Annotated in this window: 16 protein-coding genes and 4 pseudogenes; 11 read left to right on the top strand and 9 right to left on the bottom strand. The window is 51.8% G+C overall.

Annotated elements, in window-relative coordinates; all coding sequences use genetic code 11:
• Window positions 1-53 precede the first annotated feature (53 nt).
• The 3 genes from AAER43_RS23910 to AAER43_RS23900 all read right to left on the bottom strand — a co-directional run bounded on the left by AAER43_RS23910 (window position 54) and on the right by AAER43_RS23900 (window position 1,647).
• The gene (locus AAER43_RS23910; RefSeq protein WP_022646489.1) at window positions 54-179 is read right to left on the bottom strand and encodes a hypothetical protein; all 126 of its coding nucleotides are present in this window, start codon (window positions 177-179) and stop codon (window positions 54-56) included.
• On the bottom strand, window positions 176-757 hold the full coding sequence (gene aac(6')-IIc, locus AAER43_RS23905; protein ID WP_012695484.1) for an aminoglycoside N-acetyltransferase AAC(6')-IIc: 582 nt from the start codon (window positions 755-757) through the stop codon (window positions 176-178). The genes AAER43_RS23910 and aac(6')-IIc overlap by 4 nt, the downstream gene beginning before the upstream one ends.
• 149 nt (window positions 758-906) lie before the next feature.
• Window positions 907-1,647 (bottom strand): subclass B1 metallo-beta-lactamase IMP-1, encoded by a 741-nt coding sequence (locus tag AAER43_RS23900; protein ID WP_003159548.1) that lies wholly within the window; start codon window positions 1,645-1,647, stop codon window positions 907-909.
• A 152-nt stretch (window positions 1,648-1,799) separates the two neighbouring features.
• Between AAER43_RS23900 and intI1 the strand changes: the two genes are divergently transcribed.
• The 7 genes and pseudogenes from intI1 (at window position 1,800) to fghA (ending at window position 7,143) form a co-directional block, all read left to right on the top strand.
• On the top strand, window positions 1,800-2,813 hold the full coding sequence (intI1, locus tag AAER43_RS23895) for a class 1 integron integrase IntI1 (protein WP_000845039.1): 1,014 nt from the start codon (window positions 1,800-1,802) through the stop codon (window positions 2,811-2,813).
• Window positions 2,814-3,122: 309 nt separating this feature from the next.
• Entirely contained in the window at window positions 3,123-3,680 is a 558-nt protein-coding gene (locus tag AAER43_RS23890) for a recombinase family protein (RefSeq protein WP_001162012.1), read from the top strand.
• Window positions 3,681-3,682: 2 nt separating this feature from the next.
• Window positions 3,683-4,084 (top strand): annotated as a pseudogene (locus AAER43_RS23885) (DUF4158 domain-containing protein); the annotation flags it as partial.
• Window positions 4,085-4,385: 301 nt separating this feature from the next.
• Complete coding sequence (gene frmR / locus AAER43_RS23880; RefSeq protein ID WP_001141270.1) at window positions 4,386-4,661, top strand: formaldehyde-responsive transcriptional repressor FrmR; 276 nt, start codon at window positions 4,386-4,388, stop codon at window positions 4,659-4,661.
• A 30-nt stretch (window positions 4,662-4,691) separates the two neighbouring features.
• Window positions 4,692-5,801: an S-(hydroxymethyl)glutathione dehydrogenase gene (gene frmA / locus AAER43_RS23875; protein WP_000842086.1), complete on the top strand. Its 1,110-nt coding sequence runs from the start codon at window positions 4,692-4,694 to the stop codon at window positions 5,799-5,801.
• Between the two features lie 41 nt (window positions 5,802-5,842).
• Window positions 5,843-6,241, top strand: coding sequence for a VOC family protein (locus AAER43_RS23870; RefSeq protein WP_000235177.1), 399 nt, complete (start codon window positions 5,843-5,845; stop codon window positions 6,239-6,241).
• A 65-nt stretch (window positions 6,242-6,306) separates the two neighbouring features.
• Window positions 6,307-7,143, top strand: coding sequence for an S-formylglutathione hydrolase (fghA, locus tag AAER43_RS23865; protein ID WP_009652884.1), 837 nt, complete (start codon window positions 6,307-6,309; stop codon window positions 7,141-7,143).
• 27 nt (window positions 7,144-7,170) lie between these two features.
• Here fghA and AAER43_RS23860 read toward each other — a convergent pair whose 3' ends face one another.
• Window positions 7,171-7,806 (bottom strand): recombinase family protein, encoded by a 636-nt coding sequence (locus tag AAER43_RS23860; protein WP_000470624.1) that lies wholly within the window; start codon window positions 7,804-7,806, stop codon window positions 7,171-7,173.
• A 167-nt stretch (window positions 7,807-7,973) separates the two neighbouring features.
• Here AAER43_RS23860 and AAER43_RS23855 point away from each other — a divergent pair, with 167 nt between their 5' ends.
• Complete coding sequence (locus AAER43_RS23855) at window positions 7,974-10,961, top strand: Tn3 family transposase (protein ID WP_127849952.1); 2,988 nt, start codon at window positions 7,974-7,976, stop codon at window positions 10,959-10,961.
• A gap of 5 nt (window positions 10,962-10,966) precedes the next feature.
• Here AAER43_RS23855 and AAER43_RS23850 read toward each other — a convergent pair.
• A pseudogene (locus AAER43_RS23850) lies at window positions 10,967-11,230 on the bottom strand (DUF4158 domain-containing protein); the annotation flags it as partial.
• A 160-nt stretch (window positions 11,231-11,390) separates the two neighbouring features.
• Here AAER43_RS23850 and AAER43_RS23845 point away from each other — a divergent pair.
• Window positions 11,391-11,570: pseudogene (locus AAER43_RS23845) on the top strand (recombinase family protein); the annotation flags it as partial.
• Between the two features lie 53 nt (window positions 11,571-11,623).
• Here the strand turns inward: AAER43_RS23845 and AAER43_RS23840 are convergent.
• The 4 genes and pseudogenes from AAER43_RS23840 to cadR all read right to left on the bottom strand — a co-directional run bounded on the left by AAER43_RS23840 (window position 11,624) and on the right by cadR (window position 14,109).
• Window positions 11,624-12,328, bottom strand: a complete 705-nt coding sequence (locus tag AAER43_RS23840; RefSeq protein ID WP_001067855.1) for an IS6-like element IS26 family transposase — start codon at window positions 12,326-12,328, stop codon at window positions 11,624-11,626.
• A 65-nt stretch (window positions 12,329-12,393) separates the two neighbouring features.
• Window positions 12,394-12,945: pseudogene (locus tag AAER43_RS23835) on the bottom strand (TonB-dependent receptor plug domain-containing protein); the annotation flags it as partial.
• A 154-nt stretch (window positions 12,946-13,099) separates the two neighbouring features.
• The gene (locus AAER43_RS23830; RefSeq protein WP_008786826.1) at window positions 13,100-13,588 is read right to left on the bottom strand and encodes a DUF2946 domain-containing protein; all 489 of its coding nucleotides are present in this window, start codon (window positions 13,586-13,588) and stop codon (window positions 13,100-13,102) included.
• Between the two features lie 113 nt (window positions 13,589-13,701).
• Window positions 13,702-14,109 carry a Cd(II)/Pb(II)-responsive transcriptional regulator gene (gene cadR, locus AAER43_RS23825; RefSeq protein WP_004364961.1) on the bottom strand — a complete coding sequence of 136 codons (408 nt, stop codon included), beginning with the start codon at window positions 14,107-14,109 and terminating at the stop codon, window positions 13,702-13,704.
• Window positions 14,110-14,204: 95 nt separating this feature from the next.
• Between cadR and AAER43_RS23820 the strand changes: the two genes are divergently transcribed.
• Together AAER43_RS23820 and lspA are read left to right on the top strand one after the other, a co-directional pair.
• Entirely contained in the window at window positions 14,205-15,101 is an 897-nt protein-coding gene (locus AAER43_RS23820) for a cation transporter (RefSeq protein ID WP_004364974.1), read from the top strand.
• 3 nt (window positions 15,102-15,104) lie between these two features.
• Window positions 15,105-15,617 carry a signal peptidase II gene (gene lspA / locus AAER43_RS23815; protein WP_003821921.1) on the top strand — a complete coding sequence of 171 codons (513 nt, stop codon included), beginning with the start codon at window positions 15,105-15,107 and terminating at the stop codon, window positions 15,615-15,617.
• Window positions 15,618-15,629 lie beyond the last annotated feature (12 nt).

The following is a 15,629-nucleotide window of genomic DNA, read 5'->3' as shown; positions in this document are numbered from 1 at the left end:
ACCTGATAGTTTGGCTGTGAGCAATTATGTGCTTAGTGCATCTAACGCCCCAGTTAACCGACATCAACGTGCGCAGCACGTTGATGTCCGGTTGAACGCCCGGTTAGGCTGACGACAGATGCGAAGGCAGATGAGAACACGCCGAGATACCAGTTGGTAGAGATGGTGCAGCCATTCATGACCACTTCCCCTTGATTTTGAAGCTTTGAACAGTGCGCAGGCTTTCGAACGCCTGGCGTGTTTGGACCATGTACACCGCAGGGCCGTCAGGTGTGAGGATGTTTTTTTCTTGAACGAACCCGGCCTTCTCGTAGCAGCGAATGGCGCGATGGTTGCTAGGAGATGGATCGGTTTGGATTTTCGTTACGGCCGGGTCGCTAAACAGGAGTTCAACGAGCGAGCGTACGAGCTTTGTACCCAACCCCTTGTTTAACTGTGATGGATTAGCCAAAGACTGGTCAATCCCGCGGACCCCTGGATCAGTTTCGTCTTCCCACCATCCATCGCCACTTCCAAGTGCGATGTAGGATTGGGCGTAGCCGATGGGTTCGTCATCTAGCATTGCGATGTAAGGCACTACAGCTTGCTTTGCCAGAACTTCGGGCGAATAGTGTTCTAAGACTTCGTCAAGAGTTGGGCGTTCATCCTCGCCGCCCCACCACTCGACTATGTGGGGGCGGTTCAGCCAAGCATGGAGCATTGGCAGATCGTTCTCGGCCATGACTCGTAGAACTATTGCGGCATTGTTGGCGGACATGAGATGTTGATTCCGTGCGGGCCTAACGCTAAGTTCAGCGGCAGTTTGTAAGTTGCGCGTTGTGGAATACTTTGCGAAGCAAACCACAAAAGCGCAACTTACAAACTGTCCAGCCACGTAGTGGCGTGCTGCAACGACTTGTTAGAAATTTAGTTGCTTGGTTTTGATGGTTTTTTACTTTCGTTTAACCCTTTAACCGCCTGCTCTAATGTAAGTTTCAAGAGTGATGCGTCTCCAACTTCACTGTGACTTGGAACAACCAGTTTTGCCTTACCATATTTGGACTTTAATAATTTGGCGGACTTTGGCCAAGCTTCTATATTTGCGTCACCCAAATTGCCTAAACCGTACGGTTTAATAAAACAACCACCGAATAATATTTTCCTTTCAGGCAACCAAACCACTACGTTATCTGGAGTGTGTCCCGGGCCTGGATAAAAAACTTCAATTTTATTTTTAACTAGCCAATAGTTAACTCCGCTAAATGAATTTGTGGCTTGAACCTTACCGTCTTTTTTAAGCAGTTCATTTGTTAATTCAGATGCATACGTGGGGATAGATCGAGAATTAAGCCACTCTATTCCGCCCGTGCTGTCGCTATGAAAATGAGAGGAAATGCTGCCTTTTATTTTATAGCCACGCTCCACAAACCAAGTGACTAACTTTTCAGTATCTTTAGCCGTAAATGGAGTGTCAATTAGGTAAGCCTCAGCATTTACAAGAACCACCAAACCATGTTTAGGAACAACGCCCCACCCGTTAACTTCTTCAAACGAAGTATGAACATAAACGCCTTCATCAAGCTTTTCAATTTTTAAATCTGGCAAAGACTCTGCTGCGGTAGCAATGCTGCAAAACAAAAATATAAAGAATACAGATAACTTGCTCATACTTTTCCTTTTCTAACTTTGTTTTAGGGCGACTGCCCTGCTGCGTAACATCGTTGCTGCTCCATAACATCAAACATCGACCCACGGCGTAACGCGCTTGCTGCTTGGATGCCCGAGGCATAGACTGTACAAAAAAACAGTCATAACAAGCCATGAAAACCGCCACTGCGCCGTTACCACCGCTGCGTTCGGTCAAGGTTCTGGACCAGTTGCGTGAGCGCATACGCTACTTGCATTACAGCTTACCAACCGAACAGGCTTATGTCCACTGGGTTCGTGCCTTCATCCGTTTCCACGGTGTGCGTCACCCGGCAACCTTGGGCAGCAGCGAAGTCGAGGCATTTCTGTCCTGGCTGGCGAACGAGCGCAAGGTTTCGGTCTCCACGCATCGTCAGGCATTGGCGGCCTTGCTGTTCTTCTACGGCAAGGTGCTGTGCACGGATCTGCCCTGGCTTCAGGAGATCGGAAGACCTCGGCCGTCGCGGCGCTTGCCGGTGGTGCTGACCCCGGATGAAGTGGTTCGCATCCTCGGTTTTCTGGAAGGCGAGCATCGTTTGTTCGCCCAGCTTCTGTATGGAACGGGCATGCGGATCAGTGAGGGTTTGCAACTGCGGGTCAAGGATCTGGATTTCGATCACGGCACGATCATCGTGCGGGAGGGCAAGGGCTCCAAGGATCGGGCCTTGATGTTACCCGAGAGCTTGGCACCCAGCCTGCGCGAGCAGCTGTCGCGTGCACGGGCATGGTGGCTGAAGGACCAGGCCGAGGGCCGCAGCGGCGTTGCGCTTCCCGACGCCCTTGAGCGGAAGTATCCGCGCGCCGGGCATTCCTGGCCGTGGTTCTGGGTTTTTGCGCAGCACACGCATTCGACCGATCCACGGAGCGGTGTCGTGCGTCGCCATCACATGTATGACCAGACCTTTCAGCGCGCCTTCAAACGTGCCGTAGAACAAGCAGGCATCACGAAGCCCGCCACACCGCACACCCTCCGCCACTCGTTCGCGACGGCCTTGCTCCGCAGCGGTTACGACATTCGAACCGTGCAGGATCTGCTCGGCCATTCCGACGTCTCTACGACGATGATTTACACGCATGTGCTGAAAGTTGGCGGTGCCGGAGTGCGCTCACCGCTTGATGCGCTGCCGCCCCTCACTAGTGAGAGGTAGGGCAGCGCAAGTCAATCCTGGCGGATTCACTACCCCTGCGCGAAGGCCATCGGTGCCGCATCGAACGGCCGGTTGCGGAAAGTCCTCCCTGCGTCCGCTGATGGCCGGCAGCAGCCCGTCGTTGCCTGATGGATCCAACCCCTCCGCTGCTATAGTGCAGTCGGCTTCTGACGTTCAGTGCAGCCGTCTTCTGAAAACGACAGATGCCATGTGCAAACGATGTCAGAATAGAGTTAAATTTCCTATTGATTGACATATTCCGTCAAAGGTAATAGATTTCATCCTGACACTTTTGCCTTTGGAGGCATCTTGCAAGGTCAACGCATCGGCTATGTCCGCGTCAGCAGCTTCGACCAGAACCCGGAACGGCAATTGGAGGGTGTTCAGGTGGCGCGGGTGTTCACCGACAAGGCTTCTGGCAAGGACACCCAGCGTCCCGAGCTGGAAAGGCTGCTGGCCTTCGTCCGCGAGGGCGACACCGTGGTGGTGCATAGCATGGACAGGCTGGCACGCAACCTTGATGACCTGCGCCGCATCGTCCAAGGGCTGACACAACGGGGCGTGCGCATGGAGTTCGTCAAAGAAGGGCTGAAGTTCACCGGCGAGGACTCACCGATGGCCAATCTGATGCTGTCGGTCATGGGAGCCTTCGCTGAGTTCGAGCGCGCCCTGATCCGCGAACGTCAGCGCGAGGGAATCGTGCTGGCCAAGCAGCGCGGTGCCTACCGGGGACGAAAGAAATCGCTGAACAGCGAACAAATTGCCGAGTTGAAACGGCGAGTTGCGGCAGGCGACCAAAAAACCTTGGTGGCCCGTGACTTCGGCATCAGCCGCGAAACCTTGTACCAGTACCTGCGGGAAGACTGACCATGCCACGCCGCTCAATCCTGTCCGCCACCGAGCGCGAAAGCCTGCTGGCACTGCCAGATGCCAAAGACGAACTGATACGGCACTACACGTTCAACGAAACCGACCTGTCGGTGATCCGTCAGCGTCGCGGCGCCGCGAATCGATTGGGCTTCGCTGTGCAGCTTTGCTACTTGCGATTCCCTGGCACCTTTTTGGGCGTCGATGAGCCTCCGTTTCCGCCCCTGTTGCGCATGGTGGCCGCGCAACTCAAGATGCCAGTGGAAAGTTGGAGCGAGTACGGCCAGCGCGAACAGACACGGCGGGAGCACTTGGTCGAGCTGCAAACGGTTTTTGGGTTCAAGCCCTTCACCATGAGCCACTATCGGCAAGCCGTGCATACATTGACCGAGCTGGCCTTGCAGGGGTCAGTTTGGATATCGAAAATTATTGTACGTTAGGCTCATTTTTTGACCATCAATGATGAGCCAATATCTGGCGAAATTTAACAGAACCGCCTATGCCCCAAATCCCGTATCGGTAGATATCATTTTTGTAGTAACTTTCCTTCCGACAGTATCACAGCCAAAAATAATATAAATATATGATTTATATCGTAAATAAAGGTAGTTATGTTTATTCTTAGTTATACTATAGTGGAGTATGCATTGACGATAATTATATACTCCACTATAGTATATAAAATCAAAAATGGTGAGGTAAATAATGCCCAGTACTCCTGAAGAGAAAAAAAAGGTCCTTACCCGTGTTCGCCGCATTCGGGGTCAGATTGATGCTCTGGAAAGAGCGCTGGAAAATGGTGCTGAATGCCGTTCCATTCTTCAGCAGATAGCTGCCGTTCGCGGAGCAGCTAACGGTCTTATGGCAGAGGTGCTCGAGAGCCACATACGGGAAACCTTTGACCAGAATGACAGCTACAGCCATGAAATCAGTAAATCCGTTGACGATACGATTGAACTGGTTCGCGCCTATCTTAAATAGCTAAGCCATCACATTGAGGATAATTTACATATGAAATCACGTGCTGCCGTTGCATTTGCACCAGGGAAGCCCCTGGAGATTGTTGAAATTGATGTTGCACCACCTAAAAAAGGCGAGGTGCTGATTAAAAATACCCACACCGGTGTCTGCCACACCGATGCCTTTACCCTCTCCGGGAACGATCCTGAGGGCGTTTTCCCGGTGGTTCTCGGCCACGAAGGGGCCGGTGTCGTCGTGGAGGTCGGTGAAGGCGTGACCAGCGTGAAGCCGGGAGACCATGTGATTCCGCTTTACACCGCCGAATGCGGGGAGTGTGAATTCTGTCAGTCCGGGAAAACGAACCTCTGTGTATCGGTTCGCGAAACTCAGGGAAAAGGACTGATGCCTGACGGAACCACCCGCTTTTCTTACAATGGCCAGCCTCTTTACCACTACATGGGATGCTCCACCTTCAGTGAGTATACGGTAGTGGCCGAGGTTTCTCTGGCAAAAATTAACCCGGAGGCAAACCATGAACACGTCTGCCTGCTGGGCTGTGGCGTGACTACCGGGATTGGCGCTGTTCACAACACAGCGAAAGTACAGCCTGGAGATTCTGTCGCTATTTTTGGTCTTGGCGCAATCGGTCTGGCTGCCGTTCAGGGGGCTCGCCAGGCAAAAGCAGGACGCATTATCGCTATCGACACCAACCCGGCCAAATTCGAACTTGCCCGTCAGTTCGGTGCAACCGACTGCATCAACCCGAACGACCATGACAAACCGATTAAAGATGTGCTGCTTGAAATCAACAAATGGGGCATTGACCACACTTTTGAATGTATCGGTAACGTCAACGTTATGCGTGCGGCGCTGGAAAGTGCTCACCGTGGCTGGGGCCAGTCCATTGTCATCGGCGTGGCCGGCGCCGGGCAGGAGATATCCACCCGTCCATTCCAGCTCGTTACCGGGCGCGTATGGAAAGGTTCTGCTTTCGGCGGAGTGAAAGGCCGTACGCAACTTCCGGCCATGGTAGAAGATGCCATGAAGGGTGAAATTGAACTGGAGCCATTTGTTACCCACACGATGACGCTGGATGAAATCAATGAGGCCTTCGATCTTATGCATGAAGGTAAATCAATCCGTACGGTAATCCGTTACTGATAGCGTCTTAACTGAGTCAAACCAACTGAAGGAAATGGATCATGGCAACACCTGTAATTTCTGGTAATGACGTTTTTTCCCACGTCTTCATCGGTGCATCCGATGTTGAAAAATCCGCTGATTTTTACGATGCTGTCCTCGGTACGCTTGGCATCAATAACCTCGGCCCGTTTGGCAATGGCTGGGTACTTTATGGTCGCGAAAAGCCAGCCTTTATTATTGCACATCCGGGCAACGGTGAAGCGCCATCGGCCAACGGCGTTACTGTCGGCTTTGCAGCTGCAAGTCCGGAAGAAGTTGATGCTTTCCACGCCGCGGGCCTTGCCGCCGGAGGGAAAGATGAAGGTCAGCCTGGCCCGCGCAGCCATCTCCCTGGAGCCTATGCAGCCTACCTGCGAGACCCTGCGGGTAACAAAATCACGGCTTATACGTTCATCTGACGTCCGGCTATAAAGAGACTTCCCCTGACTCCCTGTCAGGGGAAATAACCATGAGACAGAGGCTGATGGAACTCATCGAGCAGCATGCCAGCGCTGGCGGCTGGCAAAACGTATACCGCCATAATTCACAAACACTTAATTGTGGGATGAATTTCGGTGTTTATCTTCCCCCCAAAGCAGCAACAGAAAAACTGCCGGTCCTGTACTGGCTCTCGGGTCTGACCTGTACGGAGCAGAATTTCATCACCAAATCGGGTATGCAGCATTATGCCGCCAGGAACAACATCATCGTCGTTGTTCCTGATACCAGTCCCCGTGGAGAGCATGTCGCAGATGCTGACAGCTACGATCTGGGCCAGGGTGCCGGATTTTATCTGAACGCGACGGAACATCCGTGGAACACGCATTACAGGATGTATGACTATATTCTCCATGAGCTTCCGGATGTTGTCATGGAGCATTTACCTGTAACATCAAGGAAATCAATATCCGGTCACTCCATGGGGGGGCTGGGAGCGCTGGTTCTGTCGCTGCGAAATCCTGATGAATATGTGAGTGTATCGGCATTTTCACCAATAGTGTCACCTTCTCAGGTGCCATGGGGACAACAGGCATTCACCGCGTACCTGGGTGAAAATAAAAAAACGTGGGAGCACTACGATCCCGTCAGTCTCATTTTACAGGGTGCGAAATTACCAGAAATTTTTATTGACCAGGGATTAAGTGACGCCTTTTATGAAGATCAGTTACGCACTAAAAGTCTTGAAAGAGTGTGCAACGAGATGAACATCAACACATCATTCCGATATCATACTGGTTACGACCACAGCTATTATTTCATTTCCAGCTTTATTGGTGAGCACATTGCTTACCATGCCAACAGGCTCAGGCTGTCAGCATGAGTTGATTTCCAGCCTCAGAAAATGTGCTTAATTTTCAGGCCTGAACAGGGCCTGAATCCTGCAGACCTGAGATGTGCTGTAACCGGTGGCTTCAGCAGTTTCTCTTATGCTCAGTTTCTTGACCTGTCGGTAATACAGAACTTTCTTATGTCGTTCCTGATCGGCCTGTTTGCCCCGGTATTTTCCCAGCGTATGTGCCCGTTCAATTCCCTGCTTCTGCCGATGGCGGCGGCTCAGCCAGTCCTTATGCGACATCGAGGCCATCAGGTCGATAAGCATATTATTGATGGCGGTTATCACGGCGCGGGTGATTGGGTCAGCCTGCGAAGGATCTTTATCTGACAGCGCCTGCCATGAGGTGGGTACATCGAGGCTGACAATCCGCAGCTCGTGTTGCTCGATTTGCTTTTTCAGCGTCATCCAGTCGCTGTTGCTCAGACGGGTCAGACGGTCTATCTGCTCGACCAGTAAAATATCATTGCGGTGACTGTCCATCAGTAAGCGCCCCAGTTCCGGGCGGTCAAGTTTTGTACCGCTGATGTTCTCCCGGTAGTAACTGGCTATTTTATGTCCCCGCTCCTGAACAAACTGCTCCAGCATCTCTTTTGCCCGATCGGCGAACTGATCTTCCGTCGATGCCCTTAAATAAGCTCTGATGAACATTTTTCCACCACGTTATCGCATTTAAGTTATTGCATTTAATCTATCGCATATAGGTTATGTCATTCATCGTGTGCCGTCACGTTTTGAATATGGCGTCAGGGTGTACCCTTATGCGATAAGCATTTCTGTTAAAAATACCGCATCGGATAATTTACGAGGGAAACTATATGGCAAGGAGGCAGATTCTTTCTCTGTCGGAAAGAGAATCATTACTGGCATTACCGGACGAAGAGTTAACGCTGACCCGGATGGCGTATTTCAGTGAACATGATCTGGCACTTATCAGTGCCCACCGTAAACCTGCCAGCCGTTTTGGTTTTGCCGTCCTTCTTTGCTATCTGAAAAATGTCGGCTTTACCCCGGATAAAAAAATCCCTCCCTCTGATGCGCTGCTGAAGCATATCGCCAGCAGGCTAAAACTTACCGGGGATCTCTGGCCAGCTTACCTTTCCGTCAGGGAAACCACGCGACGCGAACATTTAACCGAACTGTACCGCTATCTTGGCTTAAAAGCGTTCACCGGCAAAATACAGCAGGACTGTATTACACACCTGCTGCCGATGGCGACGCGCACCGATAAAGGTATTCTCCTGGCCGAAGAACTACTGGTCTGGCTCCGGCAGAACAACGTGATAATCCCCTCGATTGATGTCGTGGAGCGTTCCTGTGCTGAGGCCATGGCAGGCGGCGATAAAATCGTGTTTCAGACCCTGAATGCTCCGTTAACTCCGGCTCACAGGGATGCTCTGGATTGTTTACTTGAGTCATCGGATAATCAGTCTTCCAGGCTGACATGGCTTCTGCAACCTCCGGGTAAAATCAATGGTAAGAACGTGCTGCAACACCTTGATCGGCTCAGTAGCATTGAATCGCTGGCATTACCGGAAGGTATAGATCGTACCATTCACCAGAACCGGTTGCTGAAACTGGCGCGGGAAGGCCGAAAGATGAGCAGCCGGGATTTGACCCGATTTTCAGCAGCCCGGCGTCATGCGATCCTGGTGTGCGTGCTGGAAGAAGCCAGAGCCACACTGACAGACGAAGTGATTGAGTTGCATGAGCGAATGCTGAACAGCCTTTTCAGCAAAGCCAAAAGAACACAGGCTGAGCGCCTTCAGCAGACCGGAAAGCTGATCCAGTCAAAACTGAGGCAGTACATCAATGTCGGTCAGGCGCTGTCTGATGCCCGTGATTCCGGGGGAGATCCATGGCTCGCAATAGAAAACATACTCCCATGGCCTGAATTTGTCGCCAGTCTGGAGGAAACACGCCATCTCGCCAGAAAAAATAATTTTGACCCGCTGCATATTATTACCGAGAAATACAGCACATTACGGAAATATGCCCCGCGCATGTTGTCAGCTTTACAGTTAATCGCAACTCCGGCAGCGCAACCTCTGGCTGATGCGCTGGTTGTGATCAAGGATATGTACCGGAAGCAGTCACGTAAAGTTCCGGCCACCGCGCCGCTTGAGTTTGTCCCAGAAAGTTGGCGCAAGGTGGTAATTACACCTGCGGGTATTGACCGGCAGTACTATGAATTTTGTGCGCTCAGCGAGCTTAAGGGGGCGTTGCGTTCCGGGGACATCTGGGTTAAAGGCTCACGCCGCTACAAAAATTTTGATGATTACCTCATTCCCGAAAAGGACTTTGACAAACTCACACCGGCGCTGCCACTTCCCGTATCTGCTGATTATCATGAGTACATTACCAGCCGTATGACCCTGCTTCAGTCCAGGCTTGAAGAGGTCAATGCCATGGCTGCCCTTGGTGAACTGCCCGATGTGGAAATATCTTACAGGGGCGTAAAAGTCTCTCCGCTGGATAACAGCGTTCCGGTGCAGGTTTCACCGCTGGCAGAGCTGGTTTACAGCATGCTACCGCGCCCTAAAATCACGGAAATTCTCGATGAGGTAAACAGCTGGACGACGTTTACCCGACATTTTTCGCATATAAAAACTGACATTACCCGTCCCGATATCCGCCTGCTTCTCACCACCATTCTTGCGGATGGCATCAATCTTGGCCTGACCAAAATGGCGGAAGCCTGCCCCGGTAGCACCAAATCATCACTCGAAGATATTCAGGCATGGTACATCCGCGACGAAACCTATTCAGCAGCCCTTGCAGAGCTGGTAAACGCGCAGGGGAAAAGGCCGCTGGCGGCATTCTGGGGAGACGGGACAACATCATCATCAGATGGACAGAATTTCAGAACAGGCAGATCAGGCCGCTACGCAGGGCAGGTTAACCCGAAATACGGGCAGGAGCCCGGACGTCAGTTTTATACCCATATTTCGGATCAATACAGCCCGTTTTACACCTGCATAATCAGTCGGGTCAGAGATTCAACCCATGTGCTCGATGGCTTGCTGTACCACGAAAGCGACCTGGAAATCAGGGAGCATTACACCGATACAGCGGGTTTCACCGATCATGTCTTTGCCCTGATGCATCTGCTGGGATTTGCGTTCTGTCCGCGAATCAGGGATCTCCACGACAAGAAGCTATTTATCAAAGGGAAAGCAGGCCAGTACCCGGCGCTTCAGTCACTGATATCAACAACCAGCCTGAATCTGAAAGAGATCGAAATTCACTGGCGTGAAGTGCTGCGTCTGGCAACCTCGATAAAGCAGGGAACCGTGACGGCATCCCTGATGCTGAAAAAGCTTGCCAGCTACCCCAAGCAAAACGGGCTGGCCAAAGCACTGAGAGAAATTGGCCGTATTGAACGAACTCTGTTTATGCTCGACTGGTTCCGCGATCCTGCACTGCGTCGGCGGGTACAGGCGGGGCTGAATAAAGGTGAAGCCCGTAACGCGCTGGCGCGAGCGGTATTTATGCACCGGCTGGGAGAAATCAGGGACCGAAAACCGGAAAATCAGAGCTATCGCGCCAGTGGACTGACGCTCCTGACAGCTGCCATATCCCTGTGGAATACCGTCTATATGGAAAGAGCTGTCGATGCTCTGAAGCGTAAGGGAGTGAAGATCAACGAGCAACTGCTGTCGCATTTGTCCCCGCTAGGCTGGGAACACATCAATCTGACAGGCGATTATATATGGAAAAGCAACCGGATACCGTCAGCCGGTAAGTTTCGTCGGCTGAGGCCAGCTAAATTAGGCAGGTCAAAAAATAACCTTAACGTACAATAATTTTCGATATCCAAACTGACCCCTAATGCAACGTAATTTCGGACGCCGGGAGGTATTTGCAAGGGATCGGTCTGGAAGGTTCCCAGAAAACGGGCCGTGGTTAGCTGAAGGGCAATCCCAAATCGGTTATGTTTCCCCCGGCGCTGATTAATAAAAACAAGATCGCGTTCATCAAGATGAAAATACCGGGCCAGCTGAACCTCGTTAGGCTCGGCGGCATACCGTCCGTAGTTTTCGGTCTGTTCACTGGTCAGAAAACCGTCACTCATCCCGCATCCTTTCGTAAGGGTATCGCTCTGCTCAAATTTTGATAGTCTCAGATATTATAAGTTTTGAGACCTTTTAAAGTGCGTGCTTACATGAGTATCAAAAATCGTGTTTTATGCTTTATGATACTACGCAGTATCAGTATCGATTTGTGAGACCAATATGGCATTACTGGGATATGCAAGGGTATCAACGAGCCATCAGAAACTGACGGCGCAGATCATGGAGCTGAAATCTTCAGGCGTCAGAGATGACCGGATTTTTACTGACATGATGTCGGGCGCCACGGACGAACGTGAAGGGTTACAACGGCTGCTTGCCCGTGCCGAAAAAGATGACATTAGGCACTGTTGCAAAGTTAGCGATGAGGCAGCCTTTTGTCTTATTCAAAGGCCTTACATTTCAAAAACTCTGCTTACCAGGCGCATTTCGCCCAGGGGATCACCATAATAAAATGCTGAGGCCTGGCCTTTGCGTAGTGCACGCATCACCTCAATACCTTTGATGGTGGCGTAAGCCGTCTTCATGGATTTAAATCCCAGCGTGGCGCCGATTATCCGTTTCAGTTTGCCATGATCGCATTCAATCACGTTGTTCCGGTACTTAATCTGTCGGTGTTCAACGTCAGACGGGCACCGGCCTTCGCGTTTGAGCAGAGCAAGCGCGCGACCATAGGCGGGCGCTTTATCCGTGTTGATGAATCGCGGGATCTGCCACTTCTTCACGTTGTTGAGGATTTTACCCAGAAACCGGTATGCAGCTTTGCTGTTACGACGGGAGGAGAGATAAAAATCGACAGTGCGGCCCCGGCTGTCGACGGCCCGGTACAGATACGCCCAGCGGCCATTGACCTTCACGTAGGTTTCATCCATGTGCCACGGGCAAAGATCGGAAGGGTTACGCCAGTACCAGCGCAGCCGTTTTTCCATTTCAGGCGCATAACGCTGAACCCAGCGGTAAATCGTGGAGTGATCGACATTCACTCCGCGTTCAGCCAGCATCTCCTGCAGCTCACGGTAACTGATGCCGTATTTGCAGTACCAGCGTACGGCCCACAGAATGATGTCACGCTGAAAATGCCGGCCTTTGAATGGGTTCATGTGCAGCTCCATCAGCAAAAGGGGATGATAAGTTTATCACCACCGACTATTTGCAACAGTGCCCTATTTGATGCCCCGAGCAGGCTGGCATCACCTTGAATACCGGCTTTCTCAAAAGAAGGTCGCTCACGTTCGAAATGCACTGTTCCTGCAGAGTTACCCGGCCCCCAAAGTACCGTTTGTGGCCCCTTGGTCAGCGTCAGAAGATCAAAACTTTCTGGTGAAATATAGGAACTCGGTGCATCCATACGCGCGGGACAGGCTCCAAGCATTTCACTGCCGTTGGTCAAAAGGCGCAAACGCGAACCGAACATACCGCGAAAAACCGGATCGCCATTGGTTCCGCCGTTACGGATTTGAGAAAAACCCGGGATGGTTTTCAGATAATCAGACCCGTCACTGGCCGGAACCGGCTGGCGCGGTGTTTTAGGTGAAGTCACGATCGTCAATGGAGAAATGGCCGGTGCAGTAACTACCATCACCGACGGATCGTCTAGGGTAGCCACGCTATTCTGATGCCCCTCATGGCCGTCTTCAGCCTGAGCAAACGCGGGTAAGGTGATCATCATGGTCATCACCGTTGCCAGTGGTGATAAAGAGAAACGGGTATTTTTCATAGTTAAAGCCTGTTTTTATCGGCCTGCACTTTCCCAAGCAGGTACTCGCTGGCCATCATCTGGAATGGCCATGCATAAAGCGTCACAAAACAGCGGGCCTGTATCAGGCTCTGTTTCGTAAACGGTAAATTATTGTCTTGCTGAACGGCAAAACTTAACGCAGTGAAAACAGGCTAGGCGGGGCGCGGGGCTGGCATTTGGAATAACAGGCAGACAGTAACGGAGAAACAATGACGGGCAAAAAAGGCGCTTGTGAAACAAGCAGTATCAACCAGATAAAAGGAATGAAAACGGTCTGGATCAGCGGTAAGTGAATGAGGAGCTGACAATAGCCGCAGGCGATGTCTTCCATCGGTGAACTGCCCGGGTTTGAAGCCAAGTGGTGGGACATGCTCTGGGAAACAGCGCAGGCACTGTCTAAAGAAGAGTGGAGATCATGCTCCATACCTGGCATAGCGTGGTGCATGGCCGCCGTATCAGGCATATCATTGTGTGTGGTGGTTATCGCTGCCGAACAAGGCTGACTGGCACGCTGATGCTCCAGTGATTTCGAAATCACTGGAGCCACGAACAACATCAGTATTGCCAGCAACGCCAGATAAATAGGGAACTGGCGGCGAGAAAGTGAAAAAAGCGATAGCACTCGAACAACCGCACTTTAAAAAAATGGGGTAAGCGGATTAAATGGTTGATCTTACCTTTGCATGAGAGTGAGACAGACCGGCATCTCATCGGATTATCTGGTTGATGCTTCACCTACTGCTGGTGCATGTTTCCTTCGCTAATTCCAGCAAGAACCCCACACGCCTCAACTTCCCGGTCATCGTTGCAACTCGCTCTCAGTGAAACGAGTTGTTTCTCAAGCGCTTGCAGAGCGGTTATCTGCGACCGCACATGAGAGATGTGATCATCGAGCAAGGCGTTGACGGCGGTACAAGGCTGATGAGGGTCGTCCTGATAGCTCTGTAGTTCGTGAATCTCAGCCAGTGACAGGCCCAGGATTCTGCAGCGACGGATGAAGGCCAGCCCCTCACCATGCTTCTCGGTATAGACACGGTAACCGTTGTCCTGCCGATCAGGCGGCGGCAACAAGCCCTGCTGTTCATAGAAGCGGATCGTCTGTGTTTCGACCCCTACCAACTGCGCCAACTGACCAATGCGCATCAGCCTCCTCCCCAACGGATTCTTTACTCTATTGACCTTATAGTAGCTTTATAGTTTTAAATGGTACCACAACATTGTTCAAGTGGAGTCGTATCATGAGCAAATCCTGTGGTGGCGCCTGTGGCGGTGATGCAACGTCCGCAGCGGATACCGATATACAGGCCTCCTCCGAGGCGCCAGGGAGATGGGTCAGTGTTTATGCCGTGCCGAAGATGGACTGTCCATCAGAAGAACGAATGATTCGCCTAGCCCTGAACGGCTTTGAGGAGATTCGGGCGCTGTCCTTCGACTTGTCGAACCGCCGGCTGAAGGTCGTGCATGACGGCGAGGTCGAGCCCGTCACCTCGAAACTGAAGACCTTGGGGCTAGGCGCCTCGCTTCAGGAAACCGTCGCTGCAAATCCGGAGACCATCAAGGCCGCCGAGTTTTCGGCAGCTTCTGCTAAGCAAGAATCCGGGACCCTGCGCTGGTTGCTCGGCATCAATGCACTTCTGTTCGTGGTGGAAATGACTGCCGGTCTGATCGCCCGGTCCACCGGCCTGATTGGAGAATCCCTGGACAATTTTGCCGATGCGGCGGTGTACGGGCTTGCCCTTTATGCGGTTGGACATAGCGTGAAAATGCAGGTACGTGCCGCGCATCTTGCTGGTGTACTGCAACTGATCTTGGCTGTGGGCGTGCTCGTAGAGGTGGTGAGACGCTTTGTATTCGGTAGTGAGCCTGAATCGCTGGTGATGATGGCTATCGCATTCGTCGCATTGATTGCCAATACCAGTTGTCTGCTGCTCATATCCAAACATCGGGAAGGCGGGGCGCACATGAAGGCAAGCTGGATATTCTCGGCCAACGACGTGGTGATCAACCTGGGGGTCATCACCGCCGGCGCCCTGGTCGCGTGGACCGGTTCCAATTATCCGGATCTGATTATCGGCACCATCGCGGGGGGCATTGTACTTAACGGTGCCAGACGCATTTTGGCGTTGAAGGGTTAAATAATGCTCATTATTGGCAAAAAGCTCTCGCCGTATGCCCTATTGTCCATATCGGGCCTGCTGGCAGCGTCTGATCAGGCTGTAAAGTGGCTGGTGCAGCAATCAATGGCCTATGGCGAGTATGTTTCGGTGACCCCGTTCTTTAACTGGGTGCACCTATGGAACACCGGTGCCGCATTCAGTCTTTTTGCGAATGGTGGAGGCTGGCAGCGCTACTTTTTTATCGGAATCGCGGTAGTGGTCTCGATTTTTCTGATCAAGCTGATCCTTGAAAATCGTCATAAAGGAGAAGCCATCGCTTACAGTCTTATCCTCGGTGGCGCCATGGGCAACCTGATTGACCGGGTCTTTCGCGGCTATGTTGTGGATTCCTTTGATTTCTATTGGCGAGACTGGCATTGGCCGGCCTTCAACCTGGCTGATATTGCAATTGTCCTCGGTGCCTTACTTTTCGTTTCCAGCAGCTTGTTGGGTAAAAAAGCAAACACCAATGCCGAGTCGGATGGATCTGACTGACACCTACGCCTA

The organism is Enterobacter sp. FUJ80071, from assembly GCF_038739915.1.
Taxonomy (GTDB): Bacteria; Pseudomonadota; Gammaproteobacteria; order Enterobacterales; family Enterobacteriaceae; genus Enterobacter; species Enterobacter kobei.
Note: the sequence above shows the minus strand (reverse complement) of the source record. Positions and strands in the feature narration are given on the sequence as shown.

Coding starts and splice junctions, on each gene's coding strand:
- AAER43_RS23910 (WP_022646489.1), bottom strand. CDS start 179: ATGAATGGCTGCACCATCTCTACCAACTGGTATCTCGGCGTGTTCTCA.
- lspA (WP_003821921.1), top strand. CDS start 15,105: ATGCTCATTATTGGCAAAAAGCTCTCGCCGTATGCCCTATTGTCCATA.
- frmR (WP_001141270.1), top strand. CDS start 4,386: ATGCCCAGTACTCCTGAAGAGAAAAAAAAGGTCCTTACCCGTGTTCGC.
- intI1 (WP_000845039.1), top strand. CDS start 1,800: ATGAAAACCGCCACTGCGCCGTTACCACCGCTGCGTTCGGTCAAGGTT.
- AAER43_RS23870 (WP_000235177.1), top strand. CDS start 5,843: ATGGCAACACCTGTAATTTCTGGTAATGACGTTTTTTCCCACGTCTTC.
- AAER43_RS23820 (WP_004364974.1), top strand. CDS start 14,205: ATGAGCAAATCCTGTGGTGGCGCCTGTGGCGGTGATGCAACGTCCGCA.
- frmA (WP_000842086.1), top strand. CDS start 4,692: ATGAAATCACGTGCTGCCGTTGCATTTGCACCAGGGAAGCCCCTGGAG.
- fghA (WP_009652884.1), top strand. CDS start 6,307: ATGGAACTCATCGAGCAGCATGCCAGCGCTGGCGGCTGGCAAAACGTA.
- cadR (WP_004364961.1), bottom strand. CDS start 14,109: ATGCGCATTGGTCAGTTGGCGCAGTTGGTAGGGGTCGAAACACAGACG.
- AAER43_RS23860 (WP_000470624.1), bottom strand. CDS start 7,806: ATGTTCATCAGAGCTTATTTAAGGGCATCGACGGAAGATCAGTTCGCC.
- AAER43_RS23855 (WP_127849952.1), top strand. CDS start 7,974: ATGGCAAGGAGGCAGATTCTTTCTCTGTCGGAAAGAGAATCATTACTG.
- AAER43_RS23900 (WP_003159548.1), bottom strand. CDS start 1,647: ATGAGCAAGTTATCTGTATTCTTTATATTTTTGTTTTGCAGCATTGCT.
- AAER43_RS23840 (WP_001067855.1), bottom strand. CDS start 12,328: ATGAACCCATTCAAAGGCCGGCATTTTCAGCGTGACATCATTCTGTGG.